Source organism: Neisseria zalophi, assembly GCF_008807015.1.
Lineage (GTDB): Bacteria > Pseudomonadota > Gammaproteobacteria > Burkholderiales > Neisseriaceae > Neisseria > Neisseria zalophi.
In genome coordinates this window covers 2136353-2162417 of the sequence record NZ_CP031700.1, presented here as the reverse complement: position 1 = coordinate 2162417, position 26065 = coordinate 2136353, and the positions used below count along the sequence as shown (strand labels likewise).

The 26065-nt window shown below is 47.1% G+C and carries 23 protein-coding genes; 14 read left to right on the top strand and 9 right to left on the bottom strand.

Annotated features, from left to right (window positions below; translation table 11 throughout):
- Positions 1-40: 40 nt before the first annotated feature.
- A complete protein-coding gene (gene hscA / locus D0T92_RS09985) occupies positions 41-1903 on the bottom strand; it encodes a Fe-S protein assembly chaperone HscA (RefSeq protein WP_151052486.1) in 1863 nt (620 codons plus the stop codon).
- Between the two features lie 334 nt (positions 1904-2237).
- On the opposite strand from hscA, the gene D0T92_RS09980 reads away from it, so the two are divergent.
- The 6 genes from D0T92_RS09980 to nagZ all read left to right on the top strand — a co-directional run bounded on the left by D0T92_RS09980 (position 2238) and on the right by nagZ (position 8422).
- A complete protein-coding gene (locus D0T92_RS09980; protein WP_151052484.1) occupies positions 2238-3074 on the top strand; it encodes an amino acid ABC transporter substrate-binding protein in 837 nt (278 codons plus the stop codon).
- Between the two features lie 22 nt (positions 3075-3096).
- Positions 3097-3780: an amino acid ABC transporter permease gene (locus tag D0T92_RS09975; protein ID WP_191963698.1), complete on the top strand. Its 684-nt coding sequence runs from the start codon at positions 3097-3099 to the stop codon at positions 3778-3780.
- Positions 3781-3789: 9 nt separating this feature from the next.
- Entirely contained in the window at positions 3790-4563 is a 774-nt protein-coding gene (locus tag D0T92_RS09970; RefSeq protein ID WP_151052482.1) for an amino acid ABC transporter ATP-binding protein, read from the top strand.
- Positions 4564-4730: 167 nt separating this feature from the next.
- Positions 4731-5360 carry an endonuclease III gene (gene nth, locus D0T92_RS09965; RefSeq protein WP_151052480.1) on the top strand — a complete coding sequence of 210 codons (630 nt, stop codon included), beginning with the start codon at positions 4731-4733 and terminating at the stop codon, positions 5358-5360.
- Positions 5361-5610: 250 nt separating this feature from the next.
- Positions 5611-7104 carry a DegQ family serine endoprotease gene (locus tag D0T92_RS09960; RefSeq protein ID WP_151052478.1) on the top strand — a complete coding sequence of 498 codons (1494 nt, stop codon included), beginning with the start codon at positions 5611-5613 and terminating at the stop codon, positions 7102-7104.
- A gap of 232 nt (positions 7105-7336) precedes the next feature.
- On the top strand, positions 7337-8422 hold the full coding sequence (nagZ, locus tag D0T92_RS09955; RefSeq protein WP_151052476.1) for a beta-N-acetylhexosaminidase: 1086 nt from the start codon (positions 7337-7339) through the stop codon (positions 8420-8422).
- 151 nt (positions 8423-8573) lie between these two features.
- Here nagZ and ubiA read toward each other — a convergent pair whose 3' ends face one another.
- From ubiA to D0T92_RS09940, 3 genes are all read right to left on the bottom strand, one after another.
- Positions 8574-9497 (bottom strand): 4-hydroxybenzoate octaprenyltransferase, encoded by a 924-nt coding sequence (ubiA, locus tag D0T92_RS09950; protein ID WP_151052474.1) that lies wholly within the window; start codon positions 9495-9497, stop codon positions 8574-8576.
- A gap of 133 nt (positions 9498-9630) precedes the next feature.
- Entirely contained in the window at positions 9631-10152 is a 522-nt protein-coding gene (locus D0T92_RS09945) for a chorismate--pyruvate lyase family protein (protein WP_151052472.1), read from the bottom strand.
- A 262-nt stretch (positions 10153-10414) separates the two neighbouring features.
- The gene (locus tag D0T92_RS09940) at positions 10415-11839 is read right to left on the bottom strand and encodes a leucyl aminopeptidase (RefSeq protein WP_151052470.1); all 1425 of its coding nucleotides are present in this window, start codon (positions 11837-11839) and stop codon (positions 10415-10417) included.
- A gap of 173 nt (positions 11840-12012) precedes the next feature.
- On the opposite strand from D0T92_RS09940, the gene lptF reads away from it, so the two are divergent.
- Positions 12013-13125 (top strand): LPS export ABC transporter permease LptF, encoded by a 1113-nt coding sequence (gene lptF / locus D0T92_RS09935; protein ID WP_151052468.1) that lies wholly within the window; start codon positions 12013-12015, stop codon positions 13123-13125.
- Entirely contained in the window at positions 13122-14189 is a 1068-nt protein-coding gene (lptG, locus tag D0T92_RS09930; protein WP_151053053.1) for an LPS export ABC transporter permease LptG, read from the top strand. The genes lptF and lptG overlap by 4 nt, the downstream gene beginning before the upstream one ends.
- Positions 14190-14293: 104 nt before the next feature.
- Here the strand turns inward: lptG and fabD are convergent, their stop codons facing one another.
- The 4 genes from fabD to mnmC form a co-directional block, all read right to left on the bottom strand.
- Positions 14294-15223, bottom strand: coding sequence for an ACP S-malonyltransferase (gene fabD, locus D0T92_RS09925; protein ID WP_151052465.1), 930 nt, complete (start codon positions 15221-15223; stop codon positions 14294-14296).
- A 9-nt stretch (positions 15224-15232) separates the two neighbouring features.
- On the bottom strand, positions 15233-16525 hold the full coding sequence (locus D0T92_RS09920; protein WP_151052463.1) for a DUF1294 domain-containing protein: 1293 nt from the start codon (positions 16523-16525) through the stop codon (positions 15233-15235).
- A 112-nt stretch (positions 16526-16637) separates the two neighbouring features.
- The gene (locus D0T92_RS09915) at positions 16638-17603 is read right to left on the bottom strand and encodes a beta-ketoacyl-ACP synthase III (protein WP_151052461.1); all 966 of its coding nucleotides are present in this window, start codon (positions 17601-17603) and stop codon (positions 16638-16640) included.
- 178 nt (positions 17604-17781) lie between these two features.
- Positions 17782-19398: an FAD-dependent 5-carboxymethylaminomethyl-2-thiouridine(34) oxidoreductase MnmC gene (gene mnmC / locus D0T92_RS09910; protein ID WP_151052459.1), complete on the bottom strand. Its 1617-nt coding sequence runs from the start codon at positions 19396-19398 to the stop codon at positions 17782-17784.
- 147 nt (positions 19399-19545) lie between these two features.
- Between mnmC and pyrF the strand changes: the two genes are divergently transcribed.
- The 3 genes from pyrF to rfaD all read left to right on the top strand — a co-directional run bounded on the left by pyrF (position 19546) and on the right by rfaD (position 22399).
- Positions 19546-20280 (top strand): orotidine-5'-phosphate decarboxylase, encoded by a 735-nt coding sequence (gene pyrF / locus D0T92_RS09905; protein WP_151052457.1) that lies wholly within the window; start codon positions 19546-19548, stop codon positions 20278-20280.
- An 84-nt stretch (positions 20281-20364) separates the two neighbouring features.
- Entirely contained in the window at positions 20365-21339 is a 975-nt protein-coding gene (gene rfaE1 / locus D0T92_RS09900; RefSeq protein WP_151052455.1) for a D-glycero-beta-D-manno-heptose-7-phosphate kinase, read from the top strand.
- Positions 21340-21391: 52 nt separating this feature from the next.
- Positions 21392-22399 carry an ADP-glyceromanno-heptose 6-epimerase gene (rfaD, locus tag D0T92_RS09895; protein ID WP_151053052.1) on the top strand — a complete coding sequence of 336 codons (1008 nt, stop codon included), beginning with the start codon at positions 21392-21394 and terminating at the stop codon, positions 22397-22399.
- A gap of 132 nt (positions 22400-22531) precedes the next feature.
- Here the strand turns inward: rfaD and D0T92_RS09890 are convergent, their stop codons facing one another.
- Positions 22532-23011 (bottom strand): FKBP-type peptidyl-prolyl cis-trans isomerase, encoded by a 480-nt coding sequence (locus tag D0T92_RS09890; RefSeq protein ID WP_151052453.1) that lies wholly within the window; start codon positions 23009-23011, stop codon positions 22532-22534.
- 481 nt (positions 23012-23492) lie between these two features.
- Between D0T92_RS09890 and D0T92_RS09885 the strand changes: the two genes are divergently transcribed.
- The 3 genes from D0T92_RS09885 (at position 23493) to uraH (ending at position 25842) form a co-directional block, all read left to right on the top strand.
- Complete coding sequence (locus tag D0T92_RS09885) at positions 23493-23798, top strand: hypothetical protein (protein ID WP_151052451.1); 306 nt, start codon at positions 23493-23495, stop codon at positions 23796-23798.
- A gap of 214 nt (positions 23799-24012) precedes the next feature.
- The gene (locus D0T92_RS09880; RefSeq protein ID WP_151053051.1) at positions 24013-25404 is read left to right on the top strand and encodes an FAD-binding oxidoreductase; all 1392 of its coding nucleotides are present in this window, start codon (positions 24013-24015) and stop codon (positions 25402-25404) included.
- Between the two features lie 27 nt (positions 25405-25431).
- Entirely contained in the window at positions 25432-25842 is a 411-nt protein-coding gene (uraH, locus tag D0T92_RS09875) for a hydroxyisourate hydrolase (protein WP_151052449.1), read from the top strand.
- The last annotated feature ends 223 nt before the right edge of the window (positions 25843-26065 follow it).

The window sequence follows — 26065 nt, the reverse complement described above, 5'->3', positions numbered from 1 at the left end:
CGGCCTTTATTTAGAAAAGAGGCCGTCTGAAAATGATGGTTTAAATATCTTCTACTTTTTGGCCGGTTAAAGCGCGCTTAATGTTTCTATCCATGCGTTTGGCGGCAAAGTCATCGGTAGTGTGTCCGAGGTCGGTAACGGCTTGTCGGATTTCGTCGGCATTGCCTGTTTGGATAAGGTTTTCCAGCGTGGTAATGGCCGTTTGAATGGTGTTTAATTCATCCTCGTTCAGTAGGTCGCGATCCAAAGCTAAAGCAGCTTGAACGGCACTGATAAGCCCTTCGGCTTCAACAGTGGCCTCTGTGCGTGCACGTGCGGCCATATCTTCGGAAGCGTTGGACATACTGTCTTTCAGCATTTGTGTGATGGTTTCGTCATCCAAGCCGTAAGAAGGTTTGACTTCGATTTGCGCCTGTACACCGGTTGACTGCTCACGTGCCGATACGGATAGCAGTCCATCTGCATCGACTTGGAAAGTCACCAAAATACGGGCTGCACCGGCTGCCATCGGGGGGATGCCGCGCAATGTGAATTTGGCCAGACTGCGGCAGTCGGCAACCAATTCGCGCTCGCCTTGTACCACATGAATGGTCATGGCGGTTTGGCCGTCTTTAAAAGTTGTGAACTCTTGGGCGCGGGCAGTCGGTAAGGTGCTGTTGCGCGGTATGACTTTTTCAGCCAACCCGCCGTAGGTTTCCAAACCGAGCGAAAGCGGGGTAACGTCTAACAGCAGCCATTCTTCATCACTTTTATTGCCGGCCAAGATATTGGCCTGCATAGCGGCACCCAAGGCAACGACCTGATCCGGGTTGAGATTATTGAGCGGTGTTTGGCCGAAGAAGGTTGCAACGGCTTGTTGTACATGCAGCATACGGGTAGAACCGCCTACCATAATCACACCTTTCACATCGGTTTTGCTGATGCCCGCATCTTTTAATGCCTGTTTCACCGGTTCGATGGTTTTGGCAACCAACGGTTGGGTGAGGTTGTGAAACGCTTGGCGGGTGATGGTAGTGTTGATGGTATGGCCGTCTGAAAGTGTCGCACGTATGGTGGTGCTGGTTTCTGTGGTGAGGCTTTCTTTGGCAGCACGAACCAGACTGATGAGTAATTGGCTGTCTTGTTCGTTTAATTGTGATAAGCCGTTTTGTTCGAGTAGTTGGCAGAACAGACGGTGGTCGAAATCATCCCCGCCGAGTGCACTGTTGCCGTTGGTGGCTTTTACTTCAAATAAACCTTTTGTCAGTTGTAAGACGGATACGTCAAGTGTGCCGCCGCCGAGATCGTAAACTACAAACGTACCTTCGGAAGCATTGTCTAGACCGTAGGCAATGGCTGCGGCTGTTGGTTCGTTTAGCAACCGCAATACGTTTAATCCGGCCAGTCGAGCCGCATCTTTTGTGGCTTGGCGTTGGGCGTCATCAAAATAAGCGGGAACAGTAATAACAGCGCCGGTTAATTCGCCGCCAAGGTTTTCTTCGGCACGCTCTTTTAAGGTGCGTAATATTTCGGCAGACACATCAATCGGCGTTTTAATGCCTTGACGGGTTTGTAGTTCGATAATCTTTTCGCTGCCGCCAAATCGGTAGGGGAGATAATGACTGTCTTGTTTAAGGTCTGACAATGTTCGACCAATAAGGCGTTTGGCCGAGCTGATGGTGTTGAGAGGGTCGATTTTTTGGGCTTTGAGTGCATCGTAGCCACTTTCTATACGGGTATTTTCACAATAACGTACCACTGAGGGCAGGGTAACGCGGCCTTGCTCGTCGGGAAGACAAACAGCACTACCACTTTTTACGGATGCAACGAGGCTATTGGTAGTGCCTAAATCGATGCCTACGGCCAATCGGTGTTGATGTGGGGCGGCAGACATGCCGGGTTCGGCGATTTGCAAGAGTGCCATGGTTTGTGCCTTGTGAATTATTTTTTAATGGCGCTTATTTTAACAGATTTATTGTAAATAGTTGAGTGAGTTTGTCGGGAATGAGGAAAAGCCGTTTGAAAATTGATTTCAGATGGTTTTTGTATAAGTAGATTATTTTATTTTTTGAGTATGATTTCAGGTTGGCTTGATGGCGAATAATCTAATTTTGCCTTGAGTTTTCAGGCATGGTTGTATGTTTTTTTGATATTTTATTTATATTCATTTGAATCTAAGCATATAATTAGGGATTATTTGTATTTTGTTTCTATTCAAGTACAATTTATATTTTATACGCTTCAACATAGGAAACATTATGTTTAAAAAAATCGTGTTCGGCAGTATGGCCGCATTAGTGTTGGCTGCTTGTGGTAATGATACTGGTTCGTCTGCTTCGACTAATCAAGCTTCAACACCACAAACAGAAGCAGGAGCCGCTTCACTGTTGGCGCGTATCGATAATAAAGGTACGGTAACTGTGGGTACAGAGGGTACTTATGCACCGTTTACCTATCATGATGAAAGTGGCAAGCTCACCGGCTATGATGTGGAAGTAACCCGTGCTGTGGCGGAAAAATTAGGAATTCAGGTTGAATTTAAAGAAACCCAATGGGATGCTATGTTGGCAGGTTTGAAAGCAGGCCGTTTTGATATGGTGGCTAATCAGGTTAGCCTGACTACACCAGAGCGCCGTGCTACGTTTGATAAATCGGCAGACTACAGTTATTCAGGCCCGATGGCGGTTTCACGTGCCGATGATGACCGAATCAAAAGCTTTGCCGATATGAAAGGCTTGTCTGCCGCCCAAACATTAAGCAGTAATTATGGTGAAATGGCGCAAAAAGCCGAAGCTGAAATTATTCCGGTAGACGGAATGGCGCAGGCATTGACTTTGGTTCAACAAAAACGTGCCGATTTTACATTTAACGATTCATTGGCATTGCTCGATTATTTGAAGAAAAACCCAAACTCAGGATTAAAAACAGCATGGACTGCTTCAGGTGAGGAAAAACTGGGTGCCGGCTTTATTGTGAATAAAGGCAATGAGGAAGCTTTGGCTAAAATCAGTACGGCCGTTGATGAGTTGCGTGAAGACGGTACATTGAAACAATTGGGCGAACAATTCTTTGGCGTAGATGTCAGTGTTAAATGATATTTTAACTGCCATTCCGTTTATGACCGAAGCCCGTGCGGTTTTGGTCATAAACGCATTTTGGCCGATGGTGAAAGCAGGTTTCCTTTATTCAATACCGCTGGCCGTCGTTTCTTTTATTTGCGGCATCCTGATTGCATTGGGTGTGGCTTTAGTGCGCGTGGTGCCGTTGTCGGGCTGGGTGCACCGGCTATTATTTGCTTTAGTAAAGTTTTATGTTTCCGCCATTCGCGGTACGCCTATGCTGGTTCAATTGATGGTGGTATTTTACGGTTTGCCTTCTATCGGTATCACATTGGATCCGTTGCCGACTGCGGTTATCGGCTTTTCGTTGAATATCGGTGCTTACGCTTCCGAAACCATTCGTGCTGCCATTTTATCGGTGCCCAAAGGGCAGTGGGAAGCAGGCTTTTCTATCGGCATGACCTATATGCAGACCTTCCGCCGCATTATTATGCCGCAGGCTTTCCGCGTTGCCGTACCGCCTTTGAGCAATACTTTTATCAGTTTGTTTAAAGATACCTCTTTGGCTTCGGTGGTGACCATTACCGAACTTTTCCGAGTTGCTCAGCAGATTGCCAATGCAAGCTATGACTTTCTGCCCGTTTATATCGAGGCGGGGATTGTGTATTGGGTATTCTGTTTCTTCTTGTTTGTGATGCAGGCCAAACTGGAAAAACGGCTCGACCGTCATGTTGCGAAGTGAGTATAAACCATGATTAAAATCCGTAATATTCACAAAGCGTTTGGTGACAATGCTATTTTGCGCGGTATTGATTTGGATATCGAAAAAGGCAGTGTGGTGGTGATTCTCGGGCCTTCGGGCTCCGGAAAAACGACATTTTTACGTTGTTTGAATGCATTGGAAACACCGCAACAGGGTAAGGTTGTGTTTGATGGTCATCAGCCTTTGGAAATTGATTTTTCACATAAACTATCGAAAAAAGAGATTTTGGCTTTGCGCCGTAAATCAGGGATGGTTTTCCAGCAATATAATCTGTTTCCCCATAAAACCGCTTTGGAAAATGTAATGGAAGGGCCGGTTGTGGTGCAGGGGAAAGCTCCGGCAGATGCTAAAAGAGAAGCTGCCGCTTTATTGGAAAAAGTGGGTTTGGCAGATAAGGTTGATCTTTATCCGCACCAGCTTTCCGGAGGGCAACAGCAGCGTGTCGGTATCGCCCGTGCATTGGCTATTCAGCCTGACTTAATGTTGTTTGACGAACCGACTTCGGCACTTGATCCGGAATTGGTGCAAGATGTGCTCAATACCATGAAAGAGCTGGCAGATGAGGGCTGGACGATGGTGGTGGTGACGCATGAGATTAAGTTCGCGATGGAAGTGGCAGATGTTGTGGTGGTGATGGACGGTGGCGTGATTGTTGAAAAAGGCTCACCTCAAACTTTGTTTCTTAACCCGCAACATGAACGTACCAAACGCTTTTTGCAGCAGATTAATATACCGCGGCCGGAAGCCGATTATGTTATTTAATGAGCATTATTTGAATGAGGCCGTCTGAAAGTATTCGGACGGCCTTGTAAATATTATCTTATTGTTCCAATCAATGATAATAAGAAAACAACGGTGGATTGAATCATGTATCTGCCCGATAAATATTTGATGCACTTTTTAACACGATAAACCAAACCGATTAGATTATGAACAAACATATCCGCCAAGAGATCTTCGAGCGTTTCCGTGCGGCCAATCCCCACCCGACAACTGAATTAAATTATAAGAATCCATTTGAACTGTTGATTGCTGTATTGCTGTCGGCACAGGCTACCGATGTCGGTGTCAATAAGGCGACGGCCAAACTGTTTCCGGTGGCCGGTACGCCGCAGGCCATGTTGGATTTGGGCTTGGAGGGTGTGATGGAATATACCAAAACCATCGGCCTGTATAAAACCAAGTCCAAACATATTATTGAAACCTGTCGGATTCTACTGGAAAAATACAATGGTGAAGTACCGGATAACCGTGAGGCATTGGAAGCCTTGCCGGGCGTTGGCCGGAAAACTGCCAATGTGGTGCTGAATACGGCATTCGGCCAACTGGCTATGGCGGTTGATACGCATATTTTCAGAGTGTCAAACCGTACCAGAATCGCGCCGGGTAAGAATGTACGTGAGGTTGAAGACAAGCTGATGCGCTTGGTGCCGAAAGAGTTTTTGTTAAATGCCCATCATTGGCTGATTTTACATGGCCGCTATACCTGTAAGGCACAGAAGCCGTTATGTGGGCAATGCTTGATTTATGATTTGTGTGAATATCCCGCAAAAAATTGATTGGTTTTTTAAGTGATTATGGTTTTTGGATTTGGCCTGATGAGGTAGCTTATTGATTTCAGAAAGCCTGCTAACAGTTTTTATATTGGTAAAAAAATAATGTATCACGTTGTTGTATATATGAAATTTTTAGTAGTGAAATAATTGAAAAACTGCTTTATAAATGAAGGTCGGTGCATGACGGCTTATTTTCGTTTACAATTCCTCCTCAAACCTACCGAATACTATATCTTGATTAAAAGGAAACGCTGTGAATAAAACCCCCAAATATATTGCCCTGCTGGCTGCCTCTGCTTTGGCGCTGACCGGTTGTGATAAGGTGGAGAGTTTCTTCGGCAAAGACGAACAGGCACAAACGGATTTGGTGAAAAAAGTAGAAACCAAAACCGATGACGGTAATGTACAGATGCTACTGCCTGACTTTACCAAACTGGTAGAACAGGAAGGCCAGACTGTTGTCAATATTCAGGCGGTTAAAGCACCCAGTAGTGCTCGAGATAGAGATGGTGGTATGGATTTGAATCAGTTTCCTGATAACGATCCTTTTTATGAGTTTTTCAAACGTTTAGTACCGAATGTGCCGGAAATACAAGAGCAAGAAGAGGAAGCAGAATTAAATTTTGGTTCGGGTTTCATTATCAGCGCCGACGGCTATATTCTCACTAATACTCATGTGGTCGGTGGGATGAGTAATATTAAGGTATTGTTGAACGATAAGCGTGAATATACTGCCAAACTGGTGGGTTCCGATCAGCAATCCGATGTGGCATTACTAAAAATCGATGCCCAAGATTTGCCGGTGGTTAAGGTTGGTAATGCTAAAGATTTGAAACCGGGCGAGTGGGTTGCGGCAATCGGTGCACCTTTCGGGTTTGACAACAGTGTTACCGCCGGTATTGTGTCTGCCAAAGGCCGTAGCTTGCCGAATGAAAACTATACGCCGTTTATTCAAACTGATGTAGCCATTAACCCTGGTAACTCGGGCGGGCCTTTATTTAACCTGAAAGGTCAGGTGGTCGGTATCAATTCGCAGATTTACAGCCGAAGCGGCGGGTTTATGGGTATTTCTTTTGCCATTCCGATTGATGTGGCGATGAATGTGGCAGAACAGTTGAAAACGACCGGTAAAGTACAGCGCGGTCAACTGGGTGTGATTATTCAGGAAGTATCTTATGATTTGGCACAGTCGTTCGGTTTGGATAGAGCATCGGGTGCATTGATTGCCCGTGTATTGCCGGGCAGTCCTGCTTCTAAGGCCGGTTTGCATGCAGGTGATATCGTCCGCAGCGTGAACGGCGAAGAAGTCCGCCAATCCAGTGATTTGCCGGTGATGGTCGGTGCCATGGCGCCGGGTAAAGAAGTGACGCTTGGTATATGGCGTGACGGTCATGAAAGCAACGTCAAAGTCCAGCTTGGCGCCAGTGGTAATGATGACGAGTTGAGTGAAGAGGAAACAACGGATCAGGCAGGTACTTCCAGTGGACAGGCTTTCTTGATTGAGAATGCCGGCTTAACTATGCAAACACGTATCAGTAATGATAAAAAACGTTTGGTGGTATTGAAGGTGGAAGGTGCTGCCGAACGTTCAGGTGTTCGACGGGGCGATGAGATTTTAGCCGTCAATCAGATGGCGGTTGAAGATGAGTCTACTTTCCGTAGTGCATTGGCCGGTGCCGGTAAAAATGTGCCACTTTTAGTACAGCGAGGCAGTGCAACTTTATTTTTTGCTTTAAGACTGCCTTGATAAACGTATATATTCAGACGGCCTGATAAGATAAACAGGCCGTCTGAATATTTTATACCGGAATTTTATAAAGTATGGCGGCAGATATGCTTAATATATCCTTTCGGTTTTTAAATAATAATAGTGTGTATTCATAGCAGACAGGCCGTCTGAACGTTTCAGACGGCCTGAAATACTGCCTTATATTGATAGCAGTGAAACCGCTATATTACCTTGTTTGTGTGAGTACGTAATGAATAAACCCATGATTCCGCGCGGCCCGGTTATGGCTGATGTACATGCCTTTTATTTAACGGAAGAAGAAAAGCAACGCCTTTTAGACCCTGCTGTCGGCGGCGTGATTTTATTCCGCAGAAATTTTGAAAATATCGAACAACTCAAAAAGCTGATTGCTGAAATCAAAGCACTAAGAACGCCGGAATTGATTATTGCCGTTGACCATGAAGGCGGCAGGGTGCAACGCTTTATTCACGGCTTTACCCGCTTGCCCGCTATGGATGTGTTCGGTGAGATTTGGGATAAAGAGGGCGCAGAAAAGGCGAAAGCTTTGGCCGAACAAACCGGCTGGGTATTGGCAACCGAACTGAGTGCCTGCGGTGTAGATTTGTCGTTTACCCCCGTGTTGGATTTGAACTGGGGGCAGTGCGCTGTTATCGGCAACCGCAGTTTTCATTGCGAGCCGGAAGTGGTTACCGAGTTGGCGTTGGCATTGCAAAAAGGGTTGAATCGGGGCGGTATGAAATCTTGTGGTAAGCATTTCCCCGGGCATGGTTTTGTAGAGGGGGATAGCCATCATGTATTGCCGGAAGATAACCGCAGTTTTGAGGAATTAAATGCCGCCGATATAGTGCCGTTCCGCAGATTAAGTGCCGTAGGTATGGCGGCTGTGATGCCTGCCCATGTGGTTTACCCTAAAGTGGATAGCCTGCCGGCTGGTTTTTCTGCTAAGTGGCTGAAAGAAGTGTTGCGCCATGATATTGGCTTTAACGGTGTGATTTTCTCAGACGACTTGACCATGGAAGGCGCAGGCGGTGTCGGCGGTATCCGCGAGCGGGCGCGTTTATCATTTGAGGCCGGTTGCGATATTGTGTTGGTGTGTAACCGTCCGGATTTGGTGGATGAGCTTCGCGATGGTTTTGTGACGCCGGAAAATAATAAGCTGGCGGAACGTTGGCAGTATATGGCCAATACCTTAACCGCAAGCGAGGCGGCAGATATGATGGCTACGCCGGCATTCCAAGCTGCCCAAGCCGTTGTGGCCGAGTTGGCTACCCCGAAAGACACAGCCGGCGGTGTGAAAGTTGGCGAAGCGTTTTAAGGCTGCGGTGCTTGCGGCATGTGCTTTGCACAATGTGCCGAAGAAATAAAAAAAGACGGGTGATTTGCCCGTCTTTTTTATTGGTTTGGAACGGATGATTTTAGCCATTGATAAAATAATGAATCTTTCAGATGGCTTTGTTTAAGCGATATTAATGGGCATAAGCCATTTGAATCGATAGCCATAAATAGTGGGCGACAATGCCCACAAACCATAACAGGCCGATATGGTTGTTTTCCAGAAAAGTGCGGAAGCATACCCAGCGGTTACGCTGTTTGATTTGGCGGTATTGCCGTATCTGATTGTAAACAATAAAAGGTAAAACCAGCCAGAACGGCCATGTGGCACGAATCTGAATGCCCAGAATAATCATGAGGAAAGTAAACCAGAAATGACACAACATAATGGCGGCAACGTCTTTATTGCCAAAGGTAATGGCCGAAGTGCGGATACCGATTTTTAAATCATCTTCTTTATCGGCCATCGCATAAATGGTGTCATAAGCCAGCGTCCATAAAACATTGGCGGCAAAAATCAGCCATGCCAGAGGCGGAACGGTTTCAGTAACGGCGGCAAACGCCATTGGGATGCCGAATGAAAAGGCCAACCCCAAATAAAATTGCGGTAGGGGAAAAAAACGCTTGGTAAACGGATAGCTGACTGCCAAAAATAATGCCGGCAGGCTCATCAGCCAAGTCAGGCGGTTGAGCGGCAGTAAACAGAGGGCGGCCATTAAGCAGAGAATCAACGCCAGTAGAATGGCTTCTTCGGTAGAAACCAGTCCGCGGGCGAACGGTCGGTTTTGGGTGCGCTCTACCGAGCCGTCGAAATCACGGTCGGCAAAGTCGTTAACCACGCAACCGGCACTGCGCATGAGAAAGGTGCCGGCAGCAAATGCCAATAAAATGGTAAAGTCGGGAATACCTTGCGATGCTATCCACAGTGCCCAAAAAGTCGGCCACAGCAGCAGTAGAGTGCCGATGGGTTTTTCCATACGCATCAGCCTGCTGTAAATAACCAACCTGCCTACGGTATAGCGGGGGAGAAAAGTTAAGAGTAAGCGTTTTATATTCATTTCTTGTATTTAATTGGTTTGGGTCTGTCGGTTCATTTATTGAAAAATAAATGATATAACAGATTAAAGCCGTCTGTTCCCAAACGGCTTATTTTTTATAATTATATCGAATTTTTTAACAACTATCATAAGATTAAACAAAACTTTGCAGGGCGGGGAGGAAACATTCGACCAAACCCAGCCGTTCGTTTTGTAAGTCGAAAAACGAACGGCGCGCTAAAAAAGATTGCTCTTCACAGCCGTTGAAACGGTATGTGTCCGGCAATATGGCGTATTCAAACGTGGAACGGGTAAGTGGCAGCGAACCGTCAAATAGCCTTTCCCCTAAAGGGCGTGTGCCGCAGTCGAGCAGTTCTCTCCAGACACAGGCATCAGCGGCACACAGGCTACGTGCCCAAACGATGGGTATATCGTTTAAACACAATAAAACATCTCGGCCGAATCCGTTATTGGGTGTAGGGATGGCGAAGCCGTCTGAAAACAAAATATCGGAGTGGGTGCTACCCAAGTGCAGCAAGCGTACTGAAAATGATGCATCAAGCGCGCGCAAGGCGGCAGTTAGCGATTGCGCTTGGATTAATGCGGTTAAACCGGCATGGCGGGTATTGGTTAGGTGCTCCGGTAATTCGGGTTGCCAGATAGATGGATTGTTCATATTAATATGATTATATATGGGCTAAGAGGCCGTCTGAAACGGGCGGGTAAGACGAAAGGCCGTATTGTACCTCAGATGTTGTGTGTGGATGTGCGGTATAGACGGGCAGCGTTGAATTGCTATAAGAGGTGTATATGATATAAGGCCGTCTGAAAACTTGCATATTGTGTGATGAAGATATAAAAACGCCATCGCACAGTATGGATGGTGCAATGGCGTTTTGCTGTTTTACGGCTACTAGGTACCCGCTATCAAGTCGGTATTATTTTACCTGACGCAAATAGTTGAGCAGTAGGGGAACGGGGCGGCCGGTAGCGCCTTTTTCTTTACCGGATTTCCAAGCTGTACCCGCAATATCAAGATGTGCCCACGGATAGTCTTCGGTGAAATAGGATAAGAATGTTGCCGCTGTGATGGTGCCCGCGCCGGGTGAACCGATATTCGGGATGTCGGCAAAGTTGGATTTGAGCTGTTCTTTATAAGTGTCGAACAACGGCAGTTGCCAAGCTTTATCATCGGTAGCTTTGGCTGAAGCAAGCAGATTATCGACCAATTCTTGATTATTGCCCATCAGGCCGCTGACATCATGGCCAAGCGCTACAATACAGGCGCCGGTGAGTGTGGCGACATCAATCACGGCTTTAGGTTTGAACTGTTCCGCATAAGTCAGCGCGTCGCACAAAATCAGACGGCCTTCGGCATCGGTGTTCAGCACTTCTATGGTCAAGCCTTTCATACTGGTCACAATATCACCGGGTTTGTTGGCTGTACCTGAAGGCATGTTTTCACAAGTCGGCACAATAGCGATCAGATTAATCGGCAATTTGAGCTTGGCAGCAGCACAGAAAGTGCCAATCACGCTGGCAGCACCGCACATATCATATTTCATTTCATCCATATTCAGGCCGGGTTTTAAGGAAATACCGCCTGAATCAAAGGTAATACCTTTACCGACCAAAACCACCGGTGCTTCGTTTTTGTCTGCCGCGCCAAAGTAAGACAGCTCGACCAGATAGGGTTTTTGTTTGCTGCCTTTGGCTACTGACCAGAACGCGCCCATATGTTTCTTGATGTAGTCTTTTTCCAAGATTTTTGCCGAAGCGCCGACTTTTTTGGCTTCTTCGCGGGCGGTATGTGCCAAGAATTTCGGAGTGCATTCGTTGGGTGCCGCATTGCCGAGGTTTTTACAAATACTCATGCCGTATACTTGTGCTTCGGCAAGGGAAAGTGCCGCGACGACGGATGAAGGATGTGCTTCGCTAAAAAATACCGCTTCATTCAGTTTGGCAGGCTTGCTTTCTTTTTTGTAGCGGTCGAAGCGGTACACGGCGGTACCGAAAGCAGTTGCAAAAATCTCGGCAACCAGTTCGGTATGCTCGGCGTTAAATGCGGCCAAGCAAACGTTTACCTGTTCTTGCTTTTGCGCCCAAGCCGCTGCTTCGGCTGCCGCTTTGGCAATGAGGTCGCGTTTCATTTCTTTGATGCGGACAACGGCAACGGCTTGCAGGCCGCCGTTTACAGATACTTTGGTTTCGGCAAAAGATTGGCCTTCTTCCAATGAACCGCAGAGCAGGGCGGCGGTTTCATTATTACTGTTTTCACTACAGGGGCAGGTATCTTCACAGACATACAGTAACGCACCATTTTGGTTTGGCTGCAATTTTTCAGCTTTTGTGTTAAATTTCACGTTTTTTCTCCTAATTGAGATAATGATTCAAATTCGGATTTTTCAGACGGCCTTAGCATCATTCCGATAAAAGCCAACCGAAATCTTTCCCTTTGATTGTACTCTATATCAGGCCGTCTGAAACGCCTCGGCCTGTATGAAAAAAGCATCTGTAAGGAAAGTAGTTCATATTTATGATTTATCAAAGAAACTTTCTTAAAGAATTGTCGCTTACCGCAATGGGTATTTTTGCGGTATTGCTGGCTGTGTTGGTGTCGACACAGGCCATTAACCTGCTCGGGCGCGCTGCCGACGGGAGGGTTGCCGTTGATGCGGTTACCGCGCTGGTCGGCTTCTGGGTGGTTGGGATGACGCCGTTGTTATTGGTGTTAACGGCATATATCAGTATCCTGACTGTGCTGACCCGCTATTGGCGCGATAGTGAAATGTCGGTTTGGCTGTCATGCGGATTGGCGTTAAAACAATGGGTAGCCCCTGTGTTACGGTTTGCCATCCCGTTTGCCGTACTGATTGCCGTTATGCAGCTTTGGATTATGCCGTGGGCAGAGTTAAAAAGTCGTGAGTTTGCTGAATTGCTTAAACAGAAACAAGAGCTTTCATTAGTCGAGGCGGGGGAATTCAACACTTTAGGCAGACGTAATGGCAGGGTTTATTTTGTCGATACTTTCGATGTTGATTCAGGTGTGATGAAAAATCTGTTTTTGCGCGAGCAAGATGATAAGGGAAACGATAATATTATTTTGGCGAAGGAAGGAACGTTTTCGTTAAAAGACAATAAACGCACCTTAGAGCTTAGCAACGGCTACCGATACAGCGGAACACCCGGTAGAGCGGATTATAATCAGGTGTCGTTTGAGCATTTAAGCCTGATTATCAGTACCGTTCCCAAAATTGTTGACCCGATTGCACACCGCCGCACGATTCCGACGGCAGAATTATTCGGCAGCAGCGATGCGCAACATCAGGCCGAATTGATGTGGCGGCTGTCTTTACCTATCAGTGTGTTGATATTGAGTGTTTTAGCCGTACCGCTTTCTTATTTCAACCCACGTACCGGCCATACTTATAATATTCTGATTGCCATTGGGTTGTATCTGGTTTATCAAAATGGTCTGACCTTTCTGCGTAATGCGGTTGAAGACGGTAAACTGAATTTTTGGTTGGGTATGTTGCCCATGCATATTCTGATTGCTGCAATTGCCATCATCTTACTGAGGGTACGCAGCATGCCGGCACAGCCGTTTTGGCAGGCAGTGAAAATGAGTTTGAAAAGCGGGGTGAAATAATGCTGTTAACCCGTTATATTATCCGCCGTCTCACGGCAACGTCTTTTTATGCACTGTTGGCTTTTTTGGCCTTATACAGCTTTTTCGATATTGTTTCCGAAGCGGGTGATATTGGTAAAGGCAGTTATAACGGCCTGAAAATGATGCAATATGTGGTGATGCAGATGCCGGCCCATGCTTATGAGCTGATGCCGCTGGTGGTATTAATCGGTGGCTTGATTGCACTCAGCCAGTTGGCTTCAGGCAGTGAGCTGACGGTAATGAAAACCAGTGGTATGAGTACCAAGCAGCTGATTAGCATTCTGCTGCAATTCGGTTTGATTTTTGCTGTATTGACGGCTGTGTTGGGAGAGTGGGCGGCTCCTTCTCTCAGCCGTAGTGCCGAGAATCTTAAAGCGACAGCTGTGAACGGTAAAATCAGTACCGGTAGTCAGGGTTTATGGCTGAAAGAGCGGAATAACATTATTAATGTGCGCGAAATGTTGCCCGACCATACTTTGTTGGGCGTAAAAATCTGGGCACATAATGTTGATTTTCAGCTTGCCGAAACGGTTGAGGCTGATTCTGCTGTTTTAAACAACGAAGGCTGGCAGCTGAAAAATGCCCGTCACAGCCTGTTGGACGGTAATGGTGTGAAGACGGAAACACAGGCTGTCGAACAGTGGTCGATTGAACTGCAACGCAATTTATTGGATGTTTTATTGGTACGGCCGGAGCAGATGTCTGTGACAGCGCTCACCACTTATATCGGCCATCTGAAAGACAATCACCAGCAAACTAAAACCTATGAGATTGCTTGGTGGCGAAAATTAATGTATCCCATCGCGGCAATGATTATGGCATTGGTGGCGTTGGCATTTACTCCTCAGAATAACCGTCGGGGCAATATGGGTTTAAAATTATTTGGCGGTATTTGTTTGGGTTTGGCATTCCATTTTACCGGAAGATTATTCGGTTTTACCAGCCAACTCTATAATGTGCCGCCGGTGATAGCTGCCATTTTACCGACTGTGTTGTTTGGTATTTTGGGGGTGTATTTGATACGTAAACAGGAAAAACGCTGATTGGGCTTTGTATTTTAAATATAGTGGTTTTGATACGTAAGCAGGCCGTCTGAAAGTTTCAGACGGCCTATTGCTTTTGTAGGAAAGTTTAGTTTGTTATGCGCTTAGCGGTGCGCCTCGATAAAGGCTTGGACTTGTGCCATATCGGTTAGTGCAGTGCAAACGGCTTCTTTATTGATGCGTTTGGCCAAACCGGCCAATACTTTTCCGGGGCCGCATTCAGCAGATTGTGTAATGCCTTCGGCAACCAAAGCATTGACAGTTTCCGTCCAACGCACGGGGCTGTAAAGCTGGCGTACCAAAGCATCTTTGATTTTGTCGCTATCGTTGTAGGCGGCGACATCGGCATTGTGAATCACGCGGATTTCAGGTTGCTTGATATTAATGCTTTGCAGTGCTTCGGCCAGTTTGTCGGCAGCCGGTTTCATCAGGCGGCAGTGTGAGGGGACGGAAACGGGCAACGGCAGCGCGCGTTTGGCGCCTTTTTCTTTGGCCAGATTCATCGCACGTTCGACCGCGGCGGTAGCGCCTGCAATCACAACCTGCCCGGGCGAATTGAAATTAACGGCTTCAACCACTTCGCCTTGTTCCGCTTGGCGGCAGACATCGCGGACGGTATCGTCATCCAATCCTAAAATAGCCGCCATTGCTCCTTCACCTTGCGGCACGGCATTTTGCATTAATTCGGCACGCAGGCGCACCAAGCGTACGGCATCGGTAAAGTTTAAGGCTTGTGCAGCCACTAAAGCGGTGTATTCGCCCAAGCTGTGGCCGGCTACCACGGCGGGTAGGTTGCCGCCTGCTTCAAGATAAGCGCGATAAGTGGCTACCCCGGCCGCCAGCATTAAAGGCTGGGTATTAACGGTTTCGTTAATGGGCGCGGCATCTTCGCCGTTTATCATCGCCCATAAATCTTGGCCGAGTGCGGCGGATGCTTCGTCGAAAGTATTGCGGACAGTGGCAACGCCGTCAAAACCGTTCATCATGCCGAGGCTTTGCGAGCCTTGACCGGGAAAGAAGAATGCAAAAGACATATTATTCCTTTAGTTTTTCAAAAATAAGGCGATCGGATTATCGGCATAATGTATCAGCAGGGCATAGGTGATGGCAATATTTACGGCGACAGTTATCCAAAAAATACGGATAAATGAGGTTTTACCGGTTTTGTGGTTGAATGCGCCCCGTGCCAATAAGGCACCCGGCCAACCGCCGATTAAGCCGATTTGATGGAGTTTTTGCTCCGGCACCCGCCCGAGATAGCCTTGTTTGCCGGCTTGGGTAACGGCTGTTTGCTTGTCGCTGCGGTACATGCCAAAAGCAATGGCACTGGCTGCCAGATAGAGAAGTGCAAGTTTGGCGGAAAAATAGGCTACCACTATTAAATAAGCCAGTCCGAATATACCGTAGGATAATAGTTTTTGCAGGTTGAAATTAAATGCATGGTAATCGTAGGGTCGTTCGGAAAATAAAGCCGCTTCATGGCCGAGCAATACCACCCGCATGGCTCTTTGCGGTTCGCTTCCTGTTGGGCGGTTACAGTAAAAGCTGACTTGCTGCTCTTGTTGCGGACGCTGGGCGGCATAATGAAAGGCCGAAATATGGAAGAATACGGTTTGATTGTTTTCGGTACAGATAAAACCGTATCCTTTTTCATCGTTCCAACTGATAATGGTGCCGCACAATACTTTATTGGCAGGGAGTGTGTCGGCACCCGCTTTTTCAGTTTCTTCAGTATTTGTAGTGTTGGGCGTAGCAGGTTTTTCCGATGGCGTAGCAGCATGTTTACTGAAAGTAGGTTTGGTTTTCTTCAGTAGCGGAGGCGGCATTAGTTCGGCTTGTAGGCTGCGTATTTCATTAGGGCCGGGTATGTCTTTGGGCAGTTCGGGAGGAGGTTCGATAATATCGGCCTCAACCATCAACCATTGGCCGTTACTGTGTTTGACCAATCTGCCTTCCAAAATTTCCCCTGTGTCGGGGATACGCGTTTGATCATTAAGAAACTGGCCTAAAATGAAAATAGGTGTGGTGCGTTGGATTTGATGTTTGCCATAACCGCCGTTTTGTTGGTAATTCCAGTCGGATAGCGTGATTTCAACACGTTCGTTTTCTTTTAAAGGCGGCAATAAGGTTGCGTCTTCGGCGCATAAACGGTTTTTATCGTCTTGATGGAGACTGAAACTGATGCGGTCGCCGCTTTTGGGATGCGGATAGTTTGTATTTAGAGAGGAGGGTTCCAGCAGAATTCGTTGTGTGCCGTGGTCGTCGGAAAAAACCGATCCACGTTGCAGTTCGTCGAACCAATGCGTTACCGTGCCGTAATGTATTTGCTTATTCATTTTTATTGATTTTAAAGTGAGTATATTGTTTTTATTGGAAGGGAGCTTCCCCTGCTCCCGGCCGTCTGAAGTATGTTTTTATTGTTTCAGACGGCCTGTGTGCTTTTGGAAATTAGTATTTTAGCAATACCGCTCCCCATGCAAAACCGCCGCCGATGCCTTCGAGCAGCAGGTGTTGGCCGCGCTGGATTTGGCCGTTTCGTATGCCGCTATCCAGTGCCAACGGAATCGATGCGGCGGATGTGTTGCCGTGGTTTTCTACGGTGAGAATCACTTTATCCATGCTCAAATGCAAATGTTTGGCGGTGCTTTCGATAATACGCTTATTGGCCTGATGGGGCACAATCCAATCGATTTGCGCGGAGGTATAGCCTGATTCTTTTAAAACGTCTTCGGCTACTTTGGCCAACATTTTTACAGCAAATTTAAACACACCGGGGCCGTCCATCGTGAGGAAGGGGGTGCCGCAAACTTGTCCGTTAACGACTTGTCCGGGTGTTTTCAGTAGGTCGATATAGTCGCCGTCGGCCTGTAATTTGCTGTGGATAATACCCGGTTCGTCTGATGCGCCTAACACCACCGCACCGGCACCGTCGCCGAATAAAACGCAAGTAGTGCGGTCTTCCCAATTTAAAATGCGGCTGAAGGTTTCCGCCCCGATAACCAAGACGTTTTTGGCCATGCCGCTTTTAATATAGGCGTTGGCGGTGGTAATGGCATACATAAAACCGGCGCACACCGCCTGCACGTCGAATGCGGGGCAGCCTGTGGCACCGATACCGAGCTTTTGCTGCACGATGGTGGCGGTGGACGGAAAAATCATATCGGGCGTAGAAGTTGCCACAATAATCAAATCAATTTCATCAGCGGCCATACCGGCATTTTCTAAGGCGTTGCGTGCTGCAATAACGGCTAAATCGCTGGTTTGTTCGTTTTCGTCGGCAATGTGGCGGAATTTGATACCGGTACGCGAGGTAATCCATTCGTCGGAGGTATCGATTTTTTTGGCTAAGTCATCATTGCTGACACGGTTGGCGGGCAGATAACTGCCCGTACCGAGAATTTTGGCATACTGCATAGTGGTATGGCCTCTGTGGTTTATTTTGGTCATGAACGGTATTGTAAGATAATCCGCCTGATTATCCTACAATAATTGCCAGGTTTTTTTCAGACGGCCTATTTGGGTTGTGTTTTCTGTATCTTAGGTTGTTTCTTTTTGCTTTATTCGGATGGAAACGATTGTATTTGTCCGCTTGTTAAGGGGCAGATACGCTTAAAGGCTGCTGTCGTATCAGGGCGCGGATAATCAGGCGGTTGGAGCTGAGGGCGGTGCGGATGCGTTGTGAAAGCGGGTTGGGCAAACCGAGAATATCGGCGGCAACGGCGGCGGCGCAAATTGGGGCGGTGCTCAGGCCGCGGCTGCCGTGGGCGGTGTTGATATAGGCGTCGGGCAGATAGGGGCAGGCGGTGCGGATGCGGTAGTTTTTATCAAGTGCGAGTTTGGCGTAAACGCTTTGCATGGCTTGGATATCGCCCAATGCGCCCACGATAGGCAAATGGTCGGGGCTGTCGCAACGGAGGGCGGCGTGCCCTTGCGGAATATGATTCAGGCCGTCTGAAAGTAATGGCGGGGCTAGTTCGGCGGCCAATTTGGGATTTAAGGTTTGTAGGTTCAGCAGATTGGTTTGGCGGTCTGCTTCACGCCAGTCGGTGCCGGTATCGTGCTGGACAAAGGTCGCCCCGTAGCCGTGCCGACCCTGCCAAGCGGGGCTGATGTAGCTGGTGCCGGAAAGGGCGCAGCGCAGTTGTTGCGAATAAGGTGTGGCCGAGGCAAGGTCGGTTTGGCCGCGTATCAGCCGGTAGGGTAGGGTTGCAATATTGGCATCGGCAATATGCGGACTGTGCGCGCCGGTGCAGTAAACCAGATGGCTGCCGCTAAAGATGTGCTTCGGAGTGTGTACCTGCCAAGAGTGGCCGTTGTGTTCGGCTGATAATACGGGGCTTTGGTTATGCACTTCAATCAGAGGATGATTGAGCAGGGCGCGGACAAGGGCGGGCGGATGCAGCCAAACGCCTTGCGGCCAATAAAGGCCGCTTTGTGCGATGGGAATACCGGCAATTTGTGTGGCTTCATCGGCTGAAACGGCACGGTAAAGATGGCTGTGTCGGCGTTGTTCGCTGAGTAAACGGTTGCGGCGGGCTTCTTCATTATCGTAATTGAGGTGGAGGATGCCGTTGCCGCCCCAGTCGGTTTGTTCGGACAGTAGATTTTGCAACAGGCGGCGGGTGTGGCCGTATCCGCACAACAACAATTCGGTTTGTTCGGTATTGTGCGGTGAAATTTTGGCATACAGCAAACCTTGCCGGTTGCCGGAAGCGGCGGTGGCGGGTTCGGCCGCTTCCAATACGGTTACCGGCAGGCCGTGTTGTGCCAGTGCGCGGGCGGTGGCGGCGCCGGCAATGCCCGCACCGATAATCAGCACGCGGGTAGGGATGGCACGGTTTTCAGACGGCCTGAACCATGGTTTCGGCGGTACGGTTTCCTTTTGCGGCATGGCTTCGGTTTGCCATAATAAAGGCATGGGGAAATGTTCGCCGAGTCGGGTGGCGGTTTCAGACGGCATCAGCCATAGGTGTACGTTGGGCAGGATATTTTCTAAAACATTGGGGCCGTTAAACTGTATGCAGCCGAGTTGTGCCGTCAGGTTGCGGTGCAGCGTTTGTTCTAAAGCATCGGGTGTGGCGGAAAGTTGAAATTCGGGGATGCTATCGTCTGGCAGGCAGACAATGAGATACAGTGGTGCGGCCTGTGTGGCGATGGCGTGTGCCAGTGTGGCGGTGTCGGGCACATGGTTCCAAGCAAGACAATTCATAATAAGGCCGTCTGAAAACAAAGAAAGCGTGATTTTATCATGCGGGAACGGCGTAAAAGCTGATAGAATCGGAAGACATTTTATTGTTTCAGACGGCCTGTTTTATTTTGCGGCAGGCCGTCTGAATAAACCGATACGGAACCTGTTATGAATCCATTAATCACCGACTTCAACACCGAAACCACCCGCACGCCGGTTATCGTGGCTTTGGATTTTGCCAACGAACAAGACACCTTGGCCTTTGTGCGCCGCTTAGACCCCAGCTTATGCTGTTTGAAAATCGGCAAGGAATTGTTTACCGCAACCGGCCGCAGCTTGGTTGAAAAGCTGATTCATCAAGGCTTTCAGATTTTTCTTGATTTGAAATACCACGATATTCCCAACACCGTTGCCCAAGCTTGTAAAGCGGCGGCGGATATCGGCGTTTGGATGGTGGATATGCATGTTTCCGGCGGTCGGCGGATGATGGAAGCGGCTGCCGAAGCCGTGGCCAATCATGCTCAAAAGCCGCTGCTGATTGGTGTGACGGTGCTCACCAGTATGGAACAAAGTGATTTGAAAGAAATCGGTATAGATATACCGGTGGAAGATTTGGTTGTGCGTTGGGCGGAGTTGGCCAAACATTCCGGTTTGGACGGCGTGGTTTGTTCGGCGCATGAAGCGGCACCGCTGCGCCGTACTTTGGGCGAAGATTTTGTATTGGTGACCCCTGGCATCCGCTTGAATGTTGCCGCCAATAACGATGACCAACGCCGCATTATGACTCCCGCCGAAGCGTTGGCTGCTGGTTCTACTTATTTGGTGATGGGGCGTCCGGTGACTTTGGCGACCGACCCCGTCGCCGTATTGCGTGAAGTGAATGCAGCGGTGAACGGCTTATAATCTGTTTTCAGACGGCCTGATAATGTGAGGCCGTCTGAAAACCATCGGTTTCATATTTTTTAATCATACAAAATGGATAAGCGCATGGTTCTTAATGCCGATACCCAACAATTACAATCCCGCTTGGCCCAAGCCCGTGTTTTGGTGGTAGGGGATGTGATGCTCGACCGCTATTGGTTCGGCGATGTTTCCCGTATTTCACCGGAAGCCCCCGTACCCGTCGCCAAAATCGCCACTGTCGAACAACGGGCGGGCGGTGCTGCCAATGTGGCGCGTAATATTGCTTCCCTCGGCGGGCAGGCCGCGTTATTGTCGGTGACCGGCGATGATGAAGCCGCGTCGGCGCTTGAAGAATTGATGCGGCAGGACGGGGTGGCCGCTTACATGATGCGCGATGCCGAAATCGCCACCACCGTTAAGCTGCGTGTGGTCGCCCGCAACCAACAGCTTATCCGCCTGGATTTTGAAGAAATACCGCATCGGGAAATTCTCGACTCGGTGAAAGAACAATACCAACAATTATTGCCGCAATATGATGTGGTGGTGCTGTCGGACTATGGCAAAGGCGGGTTGTTGCACGTTGCCGCCATGATAGAAAGCGCCCGCTTGGCCGGCAAACCTGTGTTGATCGACCCGAAAGGCGATGATTACGAAAAATATGCCGGCGCGACTCTGCTCACGCCCAACCGTGCCGAATTAAAAGAAGTGGTGGGCAGTTGGCGCAATGAAGAAGAATTGGTAGAAAAAACCCAAAGCCTGCGCCGCCATCTCGAATTGGAAGCATTGTTGCTGACCCGCAGCGAAGAGGGCATGACACTGTTTCGCAGCAACCAGATCGACAACCAGCCCACCCGCGCTCAGGAAGTGTATGACGTTTCTGGTGCGGGGGATACCGTTATCGCCAGTATGGGCTTGGGCTTGGCGGCAGGATACGATTTAACCGAAGCCATGCACCTTGCCAATACCGCCGCCGGCGTGGTGGTAGCCAAATTGGGTACAGCCGTGTGTTCGTTTGAAGAACTGACTGCGGCATTGAAAGAGCAAGAACAGGCCGTCTGAAAAATACTTGAATAGTTTTCAGACAGCCACCAATCAATAAAAGGAAAAGATGATGACCATTATTGTCACCGGTGCCGCCGGCTTTATCGGCAGCAATATTGTTAAAGCGTTAAACGAACGTGGGATTACCGATATCGTCGCTGTCGATAATCTGACCCGTGGTGAAAAATTCAAAAATCTGGCCGAATGCGAAATCGCCCATTATCTGGATAAGCATGAATTTATCCGTCAGGTGCGTGAGCATATACTGCCGTTTGATGAAATCGAGGCCGTTTTCCATGATGGTGCCTGTTCCGATACGATGGAACATAACGGCCTGTATATGATGGAAAATAACTACCAATACAGCTTGGATTTGCTGGATTGGTGTCAGGATGAGCGGATTCCGTTTTTATACGCTTCCAGTGCGGCGGTGTATGGTAAGGGCGAGATTTTCCGCGAAGAGCGCGAATTGGAAAAACCGTTGAATGTGTATGGTTATTCCAAATTCCTGTTCGACCAAGTGGTGCGCCGCCGTATGGCAGCAGGGTTGACCGCACAAGTTGCCGGCTTCCGTTATTTCAATGTTTACGGCCCGCATGAACAACACAAAGGCCGTATGGCTTCGGTGGCATTCCATCATTTCAACCAATACCGAACGCAAGGTTATGTGAACCTGTTTGGTGAAAACGACGGCTATGGCAAAGGCGAGCAAACCCGCGACTTTGTGAGCGTGGAAGATGTGGTGAAAGTGAACCTGTTCTTTTTAGACAACCCCGATAAATCGGGCATCTTTAACTTGGGTACGGGTCGTAGCCAGCCGTTTAACGATTTGGCGGCGGCAACGGTAAATGCTTGTCGTGTGGCAAAGGGCGAAGCGGCAATGAGCTTGCAAGAGTTGGTGAAAGAGGAATTGATTCGCTATATTCCGTTCCCCGATGCGCTTAAAGGCAAGTATCAGAGTTTTACCGAAGCGGATATTTCCCGTTTGCGCGAAGCCGGTTATCAGGATGCATTTTTTGATGTAGACGAAGGTGTCAGCCGTTATGTGCATTGGCTGCTGCAAAACCATCATGAATAATCATATTGGATAAGCTGTTTTTTTTACATGGCAACGGTATAGGCCGTTTCCTTATTACCTAATTTACGGGTTTTCAATACAAAAACGGTCGGATAAACCGACCGTTTTTGTATTGGTATATTTAATCGTATTTTAATGATGATGACCATGTTCACCATGTACATGACCATGAGCGATTTCTTCTTCGGTTGCATCGCGTACATCTTCTACTGTTGCTTGGAAGTGAATTTTCATGCCGGCCAAAGGATGGTTGCCGTCAACAACTGCTTTGCCGTCAGCAACGTCGGTTACACGGTAAACCCATACGTCACCGGTTTCCGGATCGTCAGCTTCAAACATCATGCCGACTTCTACTTCGACGGGGAAAACGTCTACGCTTTCAATACGTACCAATTCCGGGTTTTGTTCGCCAAATGCATCATCCGGAGCCAGTTGTACATCAACTGTATCGCCGACTTCTTTACCATGTAATGCTTCTTCCACTAGAGGGAAAATGCCGTCGTAACCTCCGTGGAGATAGACAATCGGTTGTTCCGTTTCATCAATCAGCTGTTCGTTTGCATCAAACATTTTATAGTGAAGCGTGACAACGGAATTTTTTTGAATAGCCATGTGGAAGATCCTTATGCGTTGTATATAATCAATGAAAAATAAAGTGATAATTGTAGCACAACATAGCTGGGCTGAATGTATGGAGGGTATTCTCAGGCTTGTAAAAGTAGCAAGATAGAGGCGAGTGGTTACTTTTGCCGTGTTGCTTATATACTACTGTTTATTAAAATAACAATAAAATTCGATTTTATAAATTATTTTTTTTAATTTTTAACATTTCAAAATTAATTTTGAAATATAGATGCGAAATTTTATTTTTTTACAAAAAAAATGTAAATTTTTTCTTTATACGCCGAACTTATTTGGGTGTAAAGGTGACTAACCCACCATATTCTTGCTGAAAACGCAAACTGCTTACATTGCATTGATTTTTTCTATCATGCATAATTGTCAAGGTTCAGCGATGAATTCTTATGAGGCTTATATTAAAGAAGATTACCTCATATTTGTTTTTTTAAATCGATTTAAAAGGTATTTGAAAATGAAAAAATCTTTACTTGCTGCTGCTTTAATGTCTTTGTTCTTAGCTGCTTGTGGCGATCACGCACAACAAGCCCAAGATGCGGTTCAAAATGCATCTGAAGCTTTACAAAATGCTGCTGAAGCTGCATCTGAAGCTGCTGTTGATGCTCAAGAAGCTGCGTCTGAAGCTGCTGCTGATGCTCAAGAAGCTGTGGCTGAAGGTGACAGCGATGCTTCTGCTGCTGTTGCTGAAGCTGCTGTTGCTGCCGAAGCTGCTGCTTCTGCTACTGAAACTGCTGCCGAAGCTTCTGCTGCTGCAAACTAAATTAAAGAATCATATTTCCGAATATGTAAAAAAAGCAGGGTACATTTCGTACTCTGCTTTTTTATTTATCCATATCAAATTCCTATTTATATCAATAGTTGTTTCAATATACTTATTTAATCTTATATGTAAATATAAATTTATATCTTTATAATTTATCCTTAAGACTACTTGATGACTCCTCATTACACTTTCAGATGGTATTTATATGAATATGAATCCGATAGAAATCAAACAACAGCTGAAAAGATTTCTCAATTCTTCGGAAATATTGGAAGACAGTACGGCATTATTGGTTGACCAACGTAAGCGTTATACGGGGTATGCCGATATTATCGTACAGCCTGAAAGTGTCGAACATGTCAGGCAATTAATGGCTTTTTGCTTTGCAAACCGGATTAGTGTTACCCCTCAGGGAGGGAATACCGGATTGTGCGGCGGAGCGGTACCCAATGGCGGTGTATTACTCAATCTATCCAAGCTCAATCGTATTCGGGAAATTAATGTGGCAGATAATGCGATTACGGTAGATTCAGGTGTCGTGTTGCAAAATGTGCAAGAAGCGGCTTCCAAAGCGGGACGGTTTTTCCCGCTGAGTCTGGCGAGTGAGGGCTCTTGTCAAATCGGCGGTAATATTGCTTGTAATGCCGGCGGATTGAATGTATTGCGCTATGGTGCGATGCGCGATTTGGTTTTGGGGTTAGAAGTTGTATTACCTAATGGTGAGTTGATATCTCATTTGAATCCCCTTCATAAAAATACTACCGGTTATGATTTACGCCATCTTTTTATCGGTAGTGAAGGTACTTTAGGTGTGATTACGGGTGCAACACTGAAATTATTTGCACAACCAACTATTAAAGAGACTGCTTGGGTGGGCGTTCAATCAATTGAGCAGGCAGTCACTTTGTTGTCGTTGGTACAAGGAGCATTTTCCGGACGCTTAAGCAGTTTCGAGCTTATCAGCCAATTTGCATTGACCCTATCGGCTGATTTTAGCCAAAGTCGTGAGCCTATTGAAGCACCATGGCATGTATTAATGGAATTAACCGATTCGGTTGCGCGGGAGGATTTAGGTACGTTATTGGCTGAGTTTTTAATGGATAACGGTTTTGAGAATGCGGTTTTAGCGCATTCGGAATCGGAGCGTTCCGAATTATGGCGGTTGCGTGAAAATATTTCTGCGGCACAGCGTAATCTCGGTGTCAGCATCAAGCATGATATTGCGGTACCGATTGCCCGTGTGGCTGAGTTTGTAGAAAACTGCGGCAAAGCACTTCAGACAGCTTTTAAAGATATTCAGATTGTAGTTTTCGGTCACTTGGGTGACGGAAGCCTGCATTACAATACTTTTTTACTGGATATCTCGGATAATCGGGTTTATGAGTATGAAAATGCGGTTAATGAGGTGGTTTATGCCAATGTTTTCCAATGTGAAGGAACCATTGCTGCAGAGCACGGTATCGGACAGATTAAAAAACATTGGTTGCCTAAAGTGCGGAGTGAAACTGAACTGAACTTGATGCGTGCTATTAAAAAGCAATTGGATCCGTATAATATTATGAATCCGGGCAAGTTATTGCCTGAACCGGATAAATGGCTTTAAACAGCTTTAAATATAAGGAGACGAGTGATGAAATTACAAACTATACTTTGTATTATTTTTAGCGGTTTGGCATCATCTGTTTTTGCCGCGGATAATTATCAGTTGAGCACGCATATTTTGGATATTCGTAAAGGCAAGCCTGCATCCAATGTTAGTGTCGAATTGTATAAAATGAATGCTCAGGGTCAATGGGATGAGGTTGGTGAGAACAAAACCGATAATAACGGTAGGATCACAAATTTTTTGCCGTTAAGAGAAGGAAAAGATAACAAAGGTACTTATAAACTGAAATTCAAAACTAAAGAGTACTTTGCTCGGGATAAAGTGGATAATTTTTACCCGTTTGTAGAAGTTTCTTTTGAATTGAAAGACGGCAATCATTATCATGTGCCGATTACATTATCTCCGTTCGGTTATTCTACTTATCGAGGTAGTTGATAGAGGGGTCAAGAAACGCCGTCTGAATAATTTCAGACGGCGTTTCTTTGGTAGTTTTTTAACTTAAATGATTTGAATCGGTATGTAGTGCTTTTTAGCTTAAGTTTGGTGATGATGGGTGTATATAATTACCGATTAAATTTTCAAGTAGCAGTCGGGTTGCAACGATTGTGATTGTTTTTTCAGTATTGGTGAAACTCTGAGTGCGCTCGGCTCGAAACTG